This is a genomic window from Reyranella soli (assembly GCF_007992495.1).
Taxonomy (GTDB): Bacteria; Pseudomonadota; Alphaproteobacteria; order Reyranellales; family Reyranellaceae; genus Reyranella; species Reyranella soli.
Genome location: NZ_BKAJ01000212.1, coordinates 1 through 15,131, shown reverse-complemented (window position 1 = coordinate 15,131; position 15,131 = coordinate 1). Strand labels below are relative to the sequence as shown.

Genomic DNA, 15,131 nt, shown 5'->3' with positions numbered 1-15,131 from the left:
GCCCGATCGGTCACGCGGGGTCTCCGTCAGGCACCCGCTGGTGTTTGGGGCTCACCAGGGACCGCAGGATGATGAAGTCGGCGGCGCTGTCCGGTGGAGCCTCGTCAGGGTGCTCTGCGCACCACCGGGCGATGGCCTGGTCCGAGGTCTCCTCATCCTCCCCCAAGATCAGGCGAATCACCCTGCGGGGCGTCTCGGCGGGATGGAGGGCGTCTAGCTTGTCCAGGCGGCGGTTGATGCTGTCGATGCTCATTGTGGGGCCTCCCATCCGATCAGTTGGACGTTGTTTGGGTTGAGTTCGGGCTCACCGGGACGAGCGGCGCTCCATCGTGCAATAGCGGCCTCGGCGGCCTCGCCGTGGTTCTGCCACACGACAATCGATCGCTTCGGGTCCATCACTTCCTCCAGCCTGTCTAGGCGGCTTGTCAGATTGGTCATCGGCCTCTCCCCTTCTCCAATGCTTCGATCCGGGCCAGCACCTCTACGGTCTCAATCGCCTTGCGCTTGCCCTCGAGGACAGCCGCCACAGCCGCCCCCTCCTCCGGCGTGATCTCTCCGCCCGCTACCGCATCAGCGATCCGTCCCAATGCCGGCACGATGTCGGCAGGCGCGTTTACCGGTGGGAGTTCGAGGTTGATGGCTCTGGACTTTCTGGCGGGCCAGATGCGCGAGAGGATCAGCTCGGCGGCCTTGGCATCCCCTTCCTTGGCCTTCTCGAGTTGCTTCTGGAGGATGGTCTCGCCTTCTCCGTCGGCGAGTGCATCCAGTGCCAACGTCGCCTTATTGCGGCTCCCTGACGGCCGGCCAGGGCCACCTGGATTACCTGGCTCAAATGGCTTACCGCGCGTTTTGCCGCCGTTATTGGACGCGTCAGAGGTCATTTAGCGAAGCTCCCAAGGCAGGCATATTGAGTCGTCAGCGGCCAGTGGCGCGCGGCGCCAGAGATGGCGGACGTTGGAGCACGCTGGGACAATGGCGCAGCCGTTGTCGGATACCGCCTCGACCCGGTCGCCTTGGCGCAGGCTAAACACCAGGCCGGCCACGAATGGGTTGTCGTGCGGCTTTGCGCGCTGGACGCCGATCAGTTCGCGCGCGTCCCATCCCAAGATCAGGGAGCGCTCAACCGTTCCACCGTCCATGAGGCTATCCAAGGCGTCGGCAGCCAGATCGAGCCGCACCCCCTCAACGGTCAGGTCGCGCATCATGTTGGCCCAGCGTTCCGGTTCCGGAAGTGCTGCGACAGTTGCGACTTCTGCGACAGACGGTCGAATTTTGGACGGGCGCCCCGCATGTGTCGCAACAATCGCAAGTGTCGCAGGGGTCGGGCTGTCGATTGGCGGGCGTGGCCGGATGTTTAGACCTGCACTTCCAGCCGGTGCGTCGCCTTCAATGAGGGAGCGGAGCCGCATCAGTTCCACCCCTCCACCCGCTTCTCGATCATGGGCGAGTCTGGCGCGTCATCGTCTGCATCGTCGGCTGTGCCGTCGACCAGCATGGGGTTGACCGTCAGTCGCTTGCGCTTGCCGTCCTGCACCAGCCTCACGCGGCCGTGAGCGGCCAGGATCTCGGCCGCCTTTTCGAAGTCCTCGCGCTTGCGAGTGCCGTTGGGGCCACCGTTCAGCACATCTCGAGTTGAGAATCCGTCAACGCCCTCCATGCGGCAGCGGTCGATTAGCCAGCGGTCGAGCGTCGCTGCGTTGGCCACCTCCCTTGACAAAGTGAGCGGGGCGAACAGGCCGCGCGCGGAGTACAGATGCCATGTGACGATGCGAGCGGCGGCCTGCATCGATCTCAGGCCGATCACTCCACCGGGGCCATTCTCGAAAACGTGCAGCACGCCAGCTAAGCGCGCCACGTTGTCGGCCGCCTTGGACGCAACGTCGCGGACCGACGCGAAGTCACCGCCACTCGATAGTTGGGTCTCGATCGCATCATAGACAGTGACCCAATGCGCCTTTGCGATGGGGTCGAGGTCCAGCGTCGGCAGCAACAAGCCCCTCTCGCCGTCGATCGTCGGAAGGTCGGCAAGCATGTCGGCAATGCGCGCGTTGAACGCGTGCAGCTCGGGCGTGGCCTGGGGCTCCCTGTACATCCGCGAGCCCTGCAGGGACGCCGGTTGCGATGCTAGGAACCGGGCGAGGAAGTCGCTGCCCCTCGACATGCCCCGGTCGCGGTCGAGGAAGTCGCCCAACACATGCGGTTGCACCTGCAGGCTGATCGTCATGCGCGCACCCCGCACGGCAAAGCTGGCCGAGGTGGCGCGGTCGACCACATGGCTAGCTCCGTCCCATAGCTTGTTTAGGAGGCTCAGGGTCCGCGCGATCGAGTCCTTGCCCATCGAGTGGCCGCCCAACACGGCACCACCTTCGCTGGAAAAGATGCCAGCGCTGGGCCATTCGGTCGCCAGCGCCCTGCCCAGCTTCTCCGATGTCACGTCCTCGAAAATCAGCCGCGGCACTCTCGGCGCATCCGGCTTGCCGGTCTCGATCTGGGCCAGATCGGCGCGGTGCCCGTCGATGTCCTTTCCGGCCTTGGCGTCGCCGGTCATCTTGCCGTCGATCGCGTCGCGCTTTGCCTGCCATGCGGACAGGTCGGCCGTGTGTGCCGCCATCGTCACCTTGGCGGCGTCACGTTGGCTGTCCTGAAACTCCCGCACAGCGCGGCCCAGTAGACGGTCTACCGTGCTCTTGCGGTCGCCCGACTCGGCCACGGTCAGAAAGTAGAGGCTGCATGGGCCGGTCAGCGTCTCGCTTCTGCGCACGTCGGCCAAGGATTGAGCGGCGAGGCTCGCCACCGCCAGCGCCGAGCTCGCCACCATCTCAGGGGGTGCCTGCACGGCGTCGGTCACTTCGGACACTGCGCCGCGGATCGCCTCAGGCAGCGCCGATAGCGGGTAGTCGGCGCGCTCGATCTGCCCGACTAGCGGGACCGGCTGCGACCAGGGCGACGTTGCCGCACCGTGGCTGCCGTTTCCGTTGGCGCCCTTGAACACGCGGAAGCCGGCGGGCGGCGTCTTAGGCTGCATGGTGAGCCTCCCGCACGTAGATGGTGGGGAAGATAACCGGCTGGCGTAGCGCCCTATCGATCCTGGCGGCCAACAATTCACCCTCGCAGGCAAGTGCTGACATGTCGGCCAGGACGTGACGGGCTGCGCGCATATCCACCAGCACGGCGCCGTGTCTACCATTCTGCAGCCAAGCGATAGGGTCAGGCAGGATCTTGGCTGCGGTGCCGCTCTCGCGAGCTTGCTCTAGCCATTCCTCGCCCAGCGTCGTGCAGATGCCCTCCCGCGTCCGAGACTGCCGTGTCGCCAAACTGGTCGCGACTAGGTCTAACAACACTCCATCCTCGAAATAGGGAACGATCACAGCGGGCTTGCCCGTATCGTCGGGTTCGTAGTGGTGGCGATCGACACTCACAAAGCCGATCCCCCAAAGGGGGCCGGTCATCGGCAGCCCGCACGCCGCCAGGGCCTCAGCTACCTCGGGCATGCGTGCGCGGCGATGGGCCGCCAGCAATTCGACCATGAGCCGGCCGAGTTGGGGCCGCTTCATCATGGCCGCACCTCTCGGCCAATAATGCCCATGGCCTCGGCCACGATGGCGGCATGGCGTAGGCACATGTCGTGCCGGCGGGCGAGCCGGCGCACTCGCCAAGGGTGATCTGTCGCGACAAGCGCAGAGGGTGAGGGGATTGCGTGCCCATTGCGGACGCGGGCGCCGCCTAGTATCTTGCGGTTCATGATGTTGGTTCCTTGGAGGGGACTGACAAAGCGATATAGAGCCGGTCGAGGAGGTCACCCTCGGCCGGCTTTCGTTTTCAGGAAGTGAATGGAAGGCCACGAGCGGGATCAGGCCGCTAGCTGGCTAGTGTTCTCGGCGGTGCGTGCGGTCGAACTGACCCACGCGCGCAGGGCACTCGGCTTGTAGAGAACTCGCCGTCGAAACTTGATGAACTCGGGCCCGCCGCCGTGGCAACGGAGCTGAGCGAGTGTTGCTTTGGCTACCGGGTAGCCCAGGCCTTCGAGAAGGCTGCTAGCCTGCTCTGGAGGCAGTGGCCTGTCATCTGCGTCGATACCCATCTATTCCTCGCGGCAACTGGGGATGAGCCCCGGAAAGTGCCCGCAAGGGTACGCAATTCAAAAAACGTGTCGGCCTGAAACGCCTAAAAGTCGATGGAGCCGAGTTTCAGGCAAGAGTTTCAGGCGGCCTATCGATTTCCCCGGCGGGGTTTGGCCCGCTCAAGACGCTCCTTCTCGGCTTCCCATGCCTGATAAACTCTGGATACTTTCGCTCGGATTAAACTATCGCTTGGACTTTCGCCGCCGTTCAGCTTGCCAAAGTGCTCCTTAAGCAGATCTGCGGCTCTAGCCTGTACATCGGGCAGACCATCGAGCGTTGCTGCAACGCCCGCTAGATAGGTCAAGGCGCCTTCCCAATCATATTCGGGTGGACGGCCGGTACGGTGGGTACTGTTAGTGGCTGTCGCCCCAATTGGGGAAACGCTCTTCTCCTTAGTTTCAGGCGCTACGGGAGCATTAGGAACGCCAGGCCATTGCCGTTGGCACTCATCAGCTCGAGCCCACAGGTCTACCCACAACAGACCGACCCGCCGATTTTTCTCGTCTGCAAAGCAGAGCCGAGCGTCTAGGAATGCCATTTGCTCATAACGAACAGGAACGGCTTGCAGGTCCGATCCGACGCCATGTCGGCCACGAATTACGAGTCGGCCCAAACGGGCGACACGGAGCATCTCGGCCGGCGCTGCGGCAAGGGACACTGGCGGTCCATCCCATCGCGAAGTTGGACGCAAGCGCAGACGCTGCAGGCCGTCCATGCCCTTCACAGCCGCCGCTCGTTCGACGGCCTGACTGGTGCCCTCTACGATCCAGGCAATCGCCTGGGCAGCAGTCCACCATTCTGACTGTAGACGCGATTCCTGCTCAGCGTTTGTAGTCATCGCGCACCTCCGCCGTGGTGCACCGCAGAGGTGGAGACGGGGGCGGGCGAGTGCGGTCTCGCTGTTCGCCGGCCAAGGCTAGCCCCCGCTGTTCGGATTCTACTTCGGACGCGCAAGGCGCACGACCTTGGAATTGTTGGGACCTCGGCCCTTCATGGCCGCAGCCACGCGCTGCGCCGTCTGATCGGCAGCGGCTCGAACGGGGTCTAGTGCCAAGTGACTGTAACGGGCGGTGGTCTCGGGCTTCCGATGGCCCAATATCTTGCCGACGATGTGGAGCGACTGATTGAGGGCCACGCCGGTCGACGCGTGAGTGTGCCTCAGGTCGTGGAGGCGTACTTCGCTCAATTCGGCCTTCTGACGGAGCCGCCTCCACACCTTGTAAACGCCATCATGGTGGCCGTCTCCGCGCTCGGCAGGGAACACGAACTGGTCGCCGGTCATGGTGTCGAACCGTTCACCCCAGGCCATCAGCACGGCAAGAGCCGGGGCGCCCAACGGAATGACCCGCGCGCCCGTCTTGCTGTCCGGCAAGATGAGCGCGCTACGCTGGAAGTCGACGTAACGCCATCGCAGACCGGCAATCTCGTTCTTGCGGGCGCCAGTGAGGGCCAACAGACGGGCGATGGTGAGGGATGCGGCGTTGACCCCCTCGGCCTCCATGTCGGCCACCGCCTTGCCCAGGCGGGCAAGCTCGGTGTCGTCCAGGAAACGCTCGCGATTTCGCAGTTTGTTCAGTCGGACCTTGGAGGCCGGGTTCTCCTTCAAACCCAGCTTCTGATCGATCGCCCAATTCAGCATGGCTCGCAGGGCTGCCGTAGCCCGGGCCGCCACGGCGGCCCCACCTTGGACGCGGATCCGGCCCCGCCTCTTGGCGCCCTTTGCCGTGACCGGGGCCTTGGTCTTTCCCGCAGTTACGTCGGCCTGAAACTTCTCGATGTCGCCCTTGGTAAGGGTCCGCAGTCGCTGGCGGCCTAGAAGAGGCAGCACATGGCGCTTGAGGTTGCTGGCGTCGTTCTCCCAGCTCCTAGCCTTCTTTGCAGGTCGCGAGGCCGGTCCTTCCTTCAGGTAGCGGGTGAGCAGCTCGGCAACAGTCAGATCTTCACTCTGGGCCGTTTTGTCGGCCGCTGGGTCTCCGCCCGCCCCTGCCGTCGCGCTCGCCTTGAGGGCGGCCTTGCGGGCTTCTTCGGCGGTGATGACCCTGCGGCGTTTCTCTCTTCCTTCAGTCCGTTCGACCGGGCCGCTGTTGGCCGCCCCCAGCGTTAGACGCCGTTGCCGGCCACGTCGACCACCGCCAAGCCGATAGAGGAACACGTAGGATTTTGCACCGCTCGGCCGCACGCGGATACCAAAACCGGGCAGACCATCGTCCCAATGGACGACATCGGCCGGCCCTGCCTTCAAGGCATCGACATATCGCTTGGTGATTCGGGCCATCAGGGCCGCCTCCGCACTGGCTTCCGGTGAGCCCTGTTGGCCCAGGGTATCACCGGGGTAACACCGCGACGCAATCAACGAATATCTCGCCGCAAATCAAACTATCTCAAAGATACGATAAATTGGGGATTTTCTCAACGTAGAGCAACAAGCGGCAAGTCGAGAAAACCCCAGGAAATTGCTGTCCTTATCATTCGCAATGAGGAGGTCAGGGGTTCGATCCCCCTCAGCTCCACCAACCGGAACAAAGCACTCAGGGTATTTGACCTTGGACTCTGACTTACGCTCGTAACCCAATGGGTCGATCGTCCGCAGGCCGTGAAAGAATTCTTCAAGGCCGGCCTCCTGCTCCTTGTGCTGTCGACTTGGTCCGATGCCAGAGCCGCTGGCGGCGCACATATCGTTGACGATTCGGAGGTCGAGACTCCGGGACACTGCCACGTTGAATTATGGGTGACCCGATTCGTCCCAGGCAACGGCTATGCCAACGCGGCGCCAGCTTGCACGTTGAAGCAGATTCCCTTCCTCGAAGTGGGTCTCGCCCACCAGGACTATTGGTCCGAGGAGAACAACGCCCCGATCCTCGGCCCCACGGTAAAGGTCAATCTGCGTCCGCAGGATACCGGCCTCGGCCTTGGCATCACGGCCTCTTCCGGTGTGAACCTCACCACTGGCGAATTGAACTTCGCGACCGTCGTCGGACTCATGTCGGTCCCCATAAATGAAGCGTTCCGGGTCAATCTGAACGCCGGCTGGAGCTACGTTCAAGGCGACATGCCCGATGCCTTTTTCTATGGGGCACAGATTGAGCTCCAGATCAGCCGGGAACTCATGTTCACGGTCGAAGGATTTGGCCGGACGCCAGGCATAGGCGGCATCCAGGCTGGCCTGCGATACACTCCCAGGGAGTGGCCGCTCGACTTCGATCTGCTGGCCGCTCGCTTCCTGGGTGAGAACCAGCCCTTCTTCTTCACTGTCGGGGTGACCGTCCGCTTTTAACCGCGGCTGACCTGTTGTCATAAGGCGCCGGGCAGGGGACCTTCAGGGTCCATGCTGGTCCGCAAACGTCACCCCACAGCCGCCGATCTGGGTCTCACCGCCGAAGAAGCACGCCTCCTGCGTCCGCTCTCGACGCCCTGGCGCATCCAGGAATTCCTGGTCGGCCTCAGCGCCAACTTCGAGGACCAAGGCGACACGCTGCGGTCGGTACGGGGCGTGCTGCGCCATCGCCGTGCCCACTGCATCGAGGCGGCCTTCACGGCGGCCTGTGCGTTGTGGCTGCATGGCGAGCCGCCGCTCCTGATGGACCTCGTGGCCAAGGGCGATTCGGACCACGTCATTGCCCTCTTCCGGCGCAATGGTTGCTGGGGCGCCATCTCCAAGAGCAACCACGTCTGGCTGCGCTGGCGCGACCCGGTCTATCGAAACCTGCGCGAGCTCGCGATGTCGTACTTCCATGAATACGCCAACGACGACCGCCGCAAGACCCTGCGCACCCATTCCGATGCCGTCGATCTCCGCCAGTTCGACATCGAGGACTGGGTGACCAACGAGGACGATTGCTGGGACGTCGGCGCTGCGCTCGACGACGCGCCGCATCACCGGTTGATCACGCCCGCACAGACGCGCACCCTGATGCCGCGCGATGACATGGAAATGCGCGCAGACGACTTGGTTCAGTACGAAAGCGCCGATCGAAAACGAGCGCGTCGCTACTAAGGGAGGTTGGTCGTGAAATTCCTGATCGTCTTCATGCTGGTCACCTTCGTGGCGACCGGCCGGTTGTTCGCCCAGATTCCGGCCGAGTGGCAGTCGGCCGCGCAGGCCGTCATTGCCGATCTCGAGCGCGACACGCCGCTTGCCGCCAAGCCGTGGACCGGGGCGGAGCTGACGCAGGGCTGGCACCTGGCGCGCGCCTGGCGAAAGCACAACAACGGCAATGTCGAGATCATCCTGGCCGAGTACCTGACCTTCGTGGCGCTGTGCCGGCAGGGCTGCGCGGGCAACACGATCGAGGGCAAGGGCTACATCGCCGTGGCCGAGCAGGTGAAGACCTACAAGGCGCAAAACGGCGAGGCGTACGCGCTGGCGAAGAACGCCCATGCCTGGCTGGCGGCCCTGCACGATCCGACGGGGGCCGCGGCCAAGAACGCCGCCATGTGGAACAAGGATCTCGACATGGCGGCGGCCGATTTCGCCACCAGCAATCTCTATGCGCTCTACTGGCTGCTCGCCCAGGCGCGGCCGACGCCGACCGAGCAGGCCAACACCTTCGCCCGGTTCGCCATCTTCGTGCAGGGCAAGGCCTGGATCGGAACGCGCTGCCTCGACATCACCAAGGTGGCTTCGGTGATCGGTGCGCCACCGACGATTGGCCGTTGCTAACCATCAGTAGCAGGCGACGAGTTCCTTAAGCTGCAGGTTGCATGATTCAAATTCGTGGGTCATGGTCGGTCCGTCACGGATTCTTGCGGGGGCGACCATGACGGAACGTATCGGAGTTCTGCTGGTGCACGGCATCGGCATGCAACTGCCGAACCAGCATCTCATCGGCGAAGCGCGCAACATCGTCGCCGCGCTGGGCGACGAAGCGGCGGCGATCGAGGTTGTGACCGAGCCGTCCATCCCGGCCGAGGTACCCAAAAAATTCACCACCGATTTCAGCACAAACAAAATATGCGTGGACGTCACCACGACGAGTAAGCGGCACCGCAGGTTTCGTATCGAGTTCAACGAGGTCTATTGGGCGGACCTCGGCGAGGCACCGACCCTGCCACGTCAAGTCAAATTCTGGTTCTGGGCCCTGTCCATGTGGACGGTCGCCGGACGCGAATATACGAGGCTCGTCGGCTTCAAGGACATGTATGTGCCGAGGGACGGCCGCTTCAAGTATCTGGGCCGCTTCGTCCTTGGTTTCTACGGAGCTCTCTTCTTCCTCGGTGCGGCGACAGTAGGTCTGCTCAACTTGATCTTGGAGCGCCTGAAGCTGCCGCGTGTGCCAATTTCCGATCTGCTGACGGCCTATGTCGGCGACGTCATGCTCTACAGCCAACCGGCGCGGGATCAAAATCCCATCGTGTCGGAATTGGGGGAGCCGCCGCGCGTCGCGATCCGCGCACGCATGGTCGACGCCATGGTCGAGTTCGCCATGCGCGACTATGATCATTGGTTCATCCTCGCCCACAGTCTCGGCAGCGTCGTTGCCTATAACGGCCTGATGGAGACGGAAGCCGCCCTGCCGAACTACCTTACCGAAGGGCGATGGCAGCAGGTGAAAGCATTGCTGGGCGCGACCGTCGAGCCCGTCATCGATGTGATGTTGCCGCGGCGGCCGGTGTGGCTCAGTCCCACCGATGGCATCGACCGCAGGATACTGTTCAGCAAGTTACGCGGCCTGCTGACCTACGGCTCGGCCATCGGCAAGCTGAGGGCGATCTGGCCGGTCATCGTTCCCGCAAATCGTGATGAATACGTCTTTCGGGAAGATTTTGAGTGGTTCAACATCTACGAGCCGACCGATCCGGTATCCGGCCGACTGGCCGCATTCCTGAGCACAGGAGGCCGTTGGGACGGTAACGACCAGAACGTCAACGCCCCGCTTGTCGTCGACGGCAGGAGCGCAGCAAAGATAACGCAAAGCATCGCGTACAAAGCAGGACCAATATGGCTGTTGAGCCATCTTGGCTACCTGACGCGGCCGTCGCCGGGCTTCGAACGCCCGAAGCACCCGTTGGTGTTCAAAGTAGCATCGTGGTTGATCAGGAAGGACTTCGGCGCCGCCGACCTTCAACAGGTGGCGCCGGCAGTGTGGCTGCGCTCAACGCTGCGCACGGCGGAAGTCCTTCTCATCGGTCTTGCCGTCTGGCTCGGTACGGCTGCCCTGCTCTGGTACATCCTTCCGCACAAGTGGCTTGCCGCGCTGCAGTGGCGTGACTTGCCTGCCATCGCGGTTTCCGCCATCGCCGTCGCCGCCCTGTTGAATGCTGTGGGTTGGGCCGCGGACCGGAATGACCGGGGGGATCCGCCGAGATGGCTGCGATGGACGACCATCGTGGTCGGTGGCGCGCTGATCTGCCTGGTCTCGCCCTGGGCCGCCGCCGCCGTCCGGTGCGTCAGGGATTCCTCGCTCGGAATTGGCCTGTGGCTCGCGGTGAAATGCCCTGCCATCGGCTTCCTGGTCGACCTCCTGAACCACCCAGGCGCTGCTCGGATGGCGATTGGTCTGCTGTCGCTGACCCTCATCCTGATCGTCGCCCTTGGCGCCCTGCGCTGGCTTTTCCAGCCCCTGCCGGTTCAGCCCAAGGAGCATATGAGAGGCGTTTCGACCTAGCGGACTGCGCGCGATCTTGGCAAGACGCCGTGAACCGTGGATCATCGCGCCATGGCCTACGAAACCATCGCGATCCGCAAGCTCACGCCAGCGATCGGCGCGGAAGTGTCCGGCGTCGATCTCGCCGCGCTCTCCAACCAGCAGGCAAGCGAACTGCACGATGCGCTGATGGCGCATCAGGTGCTGTTCTTCCGCGACCAGCAGATGAGCGTCGACCAGCACAAGGCGTTCGGCCGCCTGTTCGGCGAGCTTCTGGTCCATCCGGCGGCCAGGGCCGAGGTCGAAGGGCATCCCGAGATCCGAGTCGTGCATGCCGACGAGAAGACCAAGACGGCTACCGGCGAGGTCTGGCACTCCGACATGTCGTGCGAGCCCGAGCCGCCGATGGGCTCGATCCTCTATCTGCACCAGTCACCGCCGGTCGGCGGCGATACGGCTTTCGCCAACATGTATCTCGCCTATGAAACCTTGTCGGAACCGATCAAGCGGCTGGTCGAGGGGCTGTCGGCGTTCCACACCAGCGCCCATGTCTACTCGCGCGGCGAGTATGAGCGCTCGGACAAGAAGTTCCCTGAGGCCGTCCATCCGATCGTGCGCACGCATCCGGTGACACGCCGCAAGTGCCTGTTCGTCAACCGCGGCTTCACCAAGCGCATCGAAGGCCTGAACAAGCACGAGAGCGACGCGCTGCTCGAGATGCTGATCCGCCACTGCGAGACGCCCGAGTTCCAGTGCCGCTTCCGCTGGGAGCAGCACTCGGTCGCCTTCTGGGACAACCGCTGCGCCATGCACCGCGCCATGTTCGACTATCACCCGCACGTCCGCCACGGCCACCGCGTGACGATCAAGGGCGAGAGGCCTTTCTAAGAGACTCATGGCCCCTCCCCCCGTCATACGGGGGAGGGTACGGGAGGGGGAAGGCAACAAGCGCAGCGCCGGAAAATTACAGATCTGAAATTCTCAGAGATCACCCGTGAGGCTTTCCCCCTCCCCGACCCTCCCCCGTTTTACGGGGGAGGGAGAAAAGCGAGAGATCAGGTGAAGCGGCCCTCCAGATCTTGTCGAGTGAGAGCCTCAAGGACCGTCTGCACGACAGCCTCCGGCTCAGAGAACACGCTGCCGTTCCAGAAACGCAGCACGCGAAAGCCGTTTGCCTTCAAGAAGGCGTCGCGTTGATTGTCATATGGCGACTGCGTCCCGTGCTGGCTGCCACCCAGCTCGACGATGACACCCGCTTCAAGACAAACGAAATCGCAAATGTAACGTCCGATCTGGTGCGGCGGAACTTGAAACCATTCAGCTGACGTCGGCGCAAGCGCTGCCACAAGCGACGTTCGGCTTCAGTCGCGTTGTTGCGGGGATGGCGGGCGCAGTCGTCCATGGCCGAAGGAAATCAGTCCTTCGAGGCGCGATTGTGGCTCGGCAGCAACCTCTGGTTGCTTGCTGATCTGAAATATTCGAAGCCGTCTTTGCGGCTCTCCCCCTCCCTACCCTCCCCCGTAAGACGGGGGAGGAGGAAGAGTGGTTAACGTGTCGCAGCTATTCCGCCGCGATCGCGTCGTTGACGAACTTCTTGGCGTCGAAGTCGTCGGCGACCTTGAGGTCGTTGGCGATCAGCTTCTCAACGTCGATCTCGGCGTAGCCCATGACGCCCATGTCGCCCAGCGCCTTCTGCACCTTGGGCCCGAACAGGCCGATCTCCTTGAGGATCGGCACGATGCGGGTGAACAGGCGGCTGCGGAAAGACTGCATGGCGCCCGAGTGATAGGCGTGCTCCAGCATTTCCTTGACCGGCAGACCCGAACGCATCCAGACCTCGGCCTGGTTGAAGCGGTCGCGCATGAAGTAGAGCGCCTCGACGGTGAACTCCTCGCGCTCAGCGCGCTCGGCGTCGGTGAGGTGCGGGTAGTACTCGCGCAGCGCCATGCGGCCGAAGGTAACGTGCCGCGCCTCGTCCTGCATGACGTAGGCGTTCACCGAGGCGGCGAGGTTGTTCTTGGCGCTGTCGCGGATGCGCTGGAAGGCGGCGAGCGCCAGGCCCTCGATCAGCACCTGCATGCCGAGATAGGTCATGTCCCAGCGGCGGTCGCTCAGCGTCTGCTCGAGCAGGTTCTTGAGCGAATCGGTGATGGGATAGGCCGACTTGAACTTCTCGTGGATCAGCCGCTTGTAGCTCTCGACGTGGCGCGCCTCGTCCATCACCTGGGTGGCGGCATAGAACTTGGCGTTCATGTCCGGCACGGTGTTGACGATCTTGGCCGTCGCGATCAGCGCGCCCTGCTCGCCGTGCATGAACTGGCAGATCGAATGGCACTGAAGGTTGAAGCGCAGCCAGTTCTTCTCCTTCTCGGTCATTTTGTCCCAGAAGGGCGTGCCGTAGATCGGGATGGTCTCGTCGGCCATCCCCATCGGGTTCTCCTCGAACAGCTCCTGCGACCAGTCGATCCGGGTCGAGGTGTCCCACTGCTGCTGCTTGCCCTTTTCGTAGAGGTTCAGCAGGTCGGCCGAGCCGTCCTCGTATTCCCAGTTGAAGGCAATCTCGGTGGCGCCGTCGAACTTCCAGTTCGTGACGTCGACGGGGAGCTGATAGATCTTCTGCGTCGTCATTGGCTCTTGCCTCCTGGCGCTTTACGCGGTCCCATCCCGAGACGGAGCGGCAAAGATGACGCTCCGTTCATTTTTCGAGCGGAAGCTAGCACAGTCTGCTAGTGGAGTCCCGCCCGGAAAATGCATGATCCCTGAACGCTGGTTTACCGAATGTCCTACAACAAGCTGCGCATCGCCAAGATCATCCAAGAGACGCCCGATGCGCGCTCCTTCGTCCTAGATGTCCCGGCCGACCTGGCCGACAAGTACCGCTATCGCGCCGGCCAGTTCCTGACCTTCAAGGTGGGTCACCCTGACGGCGCCTTCAACCGCTGCTACTCGCTGTCGAGCGCGCCCGAGACCGATGGCCTGCCCAAGGTGACGGTGAAGCGCGTCACGGGCGGCAAGGGCTCCAACTGGTTCCATGACGCGCTGAAGGAGGGCGGCACCCTGGAGGTGCTGCCGCCGGCCGGCCGCTTCGTGCTGAACGACAGCGCCGCGACCTTGCTGCTGTTGGGCGGCGGCAGCGGCATCACGCCGATGATGTCGCTGATCAAGTCGGCACTGAAAACCGGCAAGCGGCAGATCCGCTTGTTCTATGCCAACCGCGACAAGCAATCGGTGATCTTCGACGCCGAGTTCGAGACGTTGCTGAAGGCCCATCCCGGGCGGCTGGAGATCATTCATCACCTCGACGCCACCCAGGGCATCACCAAGCCCGAGGAGATCGTGGCGGCGATGAAAGGCTTCGAAGCAGGCGACGCCTATCTCTGCGGCCCCGGCCCGTTCATGTCGCTGGTCGAGGAGACGCTGTTCGAGCACGGCATGAGCCACGACCGCGTGCGCATCGAACGCTTCGAGGCCTCGGGCAACGACGCGATCCCGATCGAGCCCAGCGAAGAGGGCGACGTCATCCCGGATCACATCGTCATTCACTTCGAGGGCAAGACGCACAAGGTGCCCTACAAGAAGGGCAAGACCATCCTCGAGGCCGCGCGCGACGCGGGGCTCAATCCGCTGTCGTCATGCGAGGAAGGCTTCTGCGCCTCGTGCGCGGCCAAGCGCATCAAGGGCAAGGTGCTTCTCGCCAAGAACGACATCTATACGCCCGACGATCTCGCCAACAACTGGATCCTGACCTGCCAGGGCCACTGCTTCGGCGCCGAGGTCGAGATCACCTACGACGTGGTGTAACGATCGTCCGGCCGCAGATACAGGCGACGCTGCTCACCGTCACCGCCGGCATCGCCGACGCGGTGGGCTACATCACCATGGGCGGCGTGTTCGCCGCCAACATGACCGGAAACACGGTGCTGGCCGGCATCGCCCTCGCCGAGGGCCGCTATCCTGACGCGGGCCGCCATCTCGCGCCGCTGGTCGCCTTCTTCATCGGCGCCATGCTGGCGCGCCTGCTGCTGCGGCTGTGGCACAGGCCGATGATCCCCATCCTCCTGGAAGCGGCGATCATCGGCGCGATGGGTTTTCTGCCGCTTGTCAATGAATCGGCCGTCCTGGTGCTGGCCTTTGCGATGGGCCTGCAGGCCTCGGCCATCACCCAGTTCGGCGGCGTGTCCGTCAGCACTGTCGTAGTAACCAGCACGCTCGCCCGCACCGCCGACGCCGCGCTCGACCACCTGTGGCCCGCCGAAGGCGGCAAGCTGCCGGTTGTCGCCACCCCGCGCCTGCTGCTGATGACCTGGGTCGGCTATCTGGTGGGCGCGGTCGCGGGCGGCCTGTCGCTGCACATGGTGGCATGGCCGCTGATCGCGCCAGCCGTCCTGCTGGTGATCGTCGTCCTTCTCTGACGGGAGCGCGGGCC

At 63.6% G+C, this 15,131-nt stretch carries 15 protein-coding genes and 1 pseudogene; 7 read left to right on the top strand and 9 right to left on the bottom strand.

The features are described 5' to 3' along the window. Positions 1-10: 10 nt before the first annotated feature. The 7 genes from RSO01_RS42160 to RSO01_RS42135 all read right to left on the bottom strand — a co-directional run bounded on the left by RSO01_RS42160 (position 11) and on the right by RSO01_RS42135 (position 6,396). Positions 11-253: a hypothetical protein gene (locus RSO01_RS42160; RefSeq protein WP_147156606.1), complete on the bottom strand. Its 243-nt coding sequence runs from the start codon at positions 251-253 to the stop codon at positions 11-13. After that, positions 250-438, bottom strand: coding sequence for a hypothetical protein (locus RSO01_RS42155; RefSeq protein ID WP_147156605.1), 189 nt, complete (start codon positions 436-438; stop codon positions 250-252). The genes RSO01_RS42160 and RSO01_RS42155 overlap by 4 nt, the downstream gene beginning before the upstream one ends. Further along, the gene (locus RSO01_RS42150) at positions 435-881 is read right to left on the bottom strand and encodes a DUF5681 domain-containing protein (RefSeq protein ID WP_147156604.1); all 447 of its coding nucleotides are present in this window, start codon (positions 879-881) and stop codon (positions 435-437) included. The genes RSO01_RS42155 and RSO01_RS42150 overlap by 4 nt, the downstream gene beginning before the upstream one ends. Continuing rightward, the gene (locus RSO01_RS42145; protein WP_147156603.1) at positions 882-1,205 is read right to left on the bottom strand and encodes a hypothetical protein; all 324 of its coding nucleotides are present in this window, start codon (positions 1,203-1,205) and stop codon (positions 882-884) included. A 203-nt stretch (positions 1,206-1,408) separates the two neighbouring features. Beyond that, positions 1,409-3,025 (bottom strand): YfjI family protein, encoded by a 1,617-nt coding sequence (locus tag RSO01_RS42140; protein WP_170303776.1) that lies wholly within the window; start codon positions 3,023-3,025, stop codon positions 1,409-1,411. Beyond that, on the bottom strand, positions 3,015-3,557 hold the full coding sequence (locus tag RSO01_RS48010) for a hypothetical protein (protein WP_170303775.1): 543 nt from the start codon (positions 3,555-3,557) through the stop codon (positions 3,015-3,017). The genes RSO01_RS42140 and RSO01_RS48010 overlap by 11 nt, the downstream gene beginning before the upstream one ends. Before the next feature lie 1,501 nt (positions 3,558-5,058). Continuing rightward, positions 5,059-6,396, bottom strand: a complete 1,338-nt coding sequence (locus RSO01_RS42135; protein WP_147156601.1) for a site-specific integrase — start codon at positions 6,394-6,396, stop codon at positions 5,059-5,061. Between the two features lie 318 nt (positions 6,397-6,714). Between RSO01_RS42135 and RSO01_RS42130 the strand changes: the two genes are divergently transcribed. The 5 genes from RSO01_RS42130 (at position 6,715) to RSO01_RS42110 (ending at position 11,593) form a co-directional block, all read left to right on the top strand. Continuing rightward, positions 6,715-7,395, top strand: coding sequence for a PA4824 family protein (locus tag RSO01_RS42130; RefSeq protein ID WP_147156600.1), 681 nt, complete (start codon positions 6,715-6,717; stop codon positions 7,393-7,395). Positions 7,396-7,446: 51 nt separating this feature from the next. Next, on the top strand, positions 7,447-8,115 hold the full coding sequence (locus RSO01_RS42125; protein WP_147156599.1) for a hypothetical protein: 669 nt from the start codon (positions 7,447-7,449) through the stop codon (positions 8,113-8,115). Positions 8,116-8,127: 12 nt separating this feature from the next. After that, complete coding sequence (locus tag RSO01_RS42120; protein ID WP_147156598.1) at positions 8,128-8,781, top strand: hypothetical protein; 654 nt, start codon at positions 8,128-8,130, stop codon at positions 8,779-8,781. A 97-nt stretch (positions 8,782-8,878) separates the two neighbouring features. Then, the gene (locus tag RSO01_RS42115; protein WP_147156597.1) at positions 8,879-10,726 is read left to right on the top strand and encodes a hypothetical protein; all 1,848 of its coding nucleotides are present in this window, start codon (positions 8,879-8,881) and stop codon (positions 10,724-10,726) included. Between the two features lie 51 nt (positions 10,727-10,777). Continuing rightward, positions 10,778-11,593 (top strand): TauD/TfdA dioxygenase family protein, encoded by an 816-nt coding sequence (locus RSO01_RS42110; protein WP_147156596.1) that lies wholly within the window; start codon positions 10,778-10,780, stop codon positions 11,591-11,593. A gap of 167 nt (positions 11,594-11,760) precedes the next feature. Here the strand turns inward: RSO01_RS42110 and RSO01_RS42105 are convergent. Then, positions 11,761-12,107: pseudogene (locus RSO01_RS42105) on the bottom strand (endonuclease domain-containing protein). Positions 12,108-12,265: 158 nt separating this feature from the next. After that, entirely contained in the window at positions 12,266-13,333 is a 1,068-nt protein-coding gene (locus tag RSO01_RS42100; protein WP_147156595.1) for a ferritin-like domain-containing protein, read from the bottom strand. Between the two features lie 150 nt (positions 13,334-13,483). Between RSO01_RS42100 and RSO01_RS42095 the strand changes: the two genes are divergently transcribed. Next, positions 13,484-14,506 (top strand): ferredoxin--NADP reductase, encoded by a 1,023-nt coding sequence (locus RSO01_RS42095; RefSeq protein WP_147156594.1) that lies wholly within the window; start codon positions 13,484-13,486, stop codon positions 14,504-14,506. Next, on the top strand, positions 14,440-15,117 hold the full coding sequence (locus tag RSO01_RS42090; RefSeq protein ID WP_281291623.1) for a YoaK family protein: 678 nt from the start codon (positions 14,440-14,442) through the stop codon (positions 15,115-15,117). The genes RSO01_RS42095 and RSO01_RS42090 overlap by 67 nt, the downstream gene beginning before the upstream one ends. Positions 15,118-15,131 lie beyond the last annotated feature (14 nt).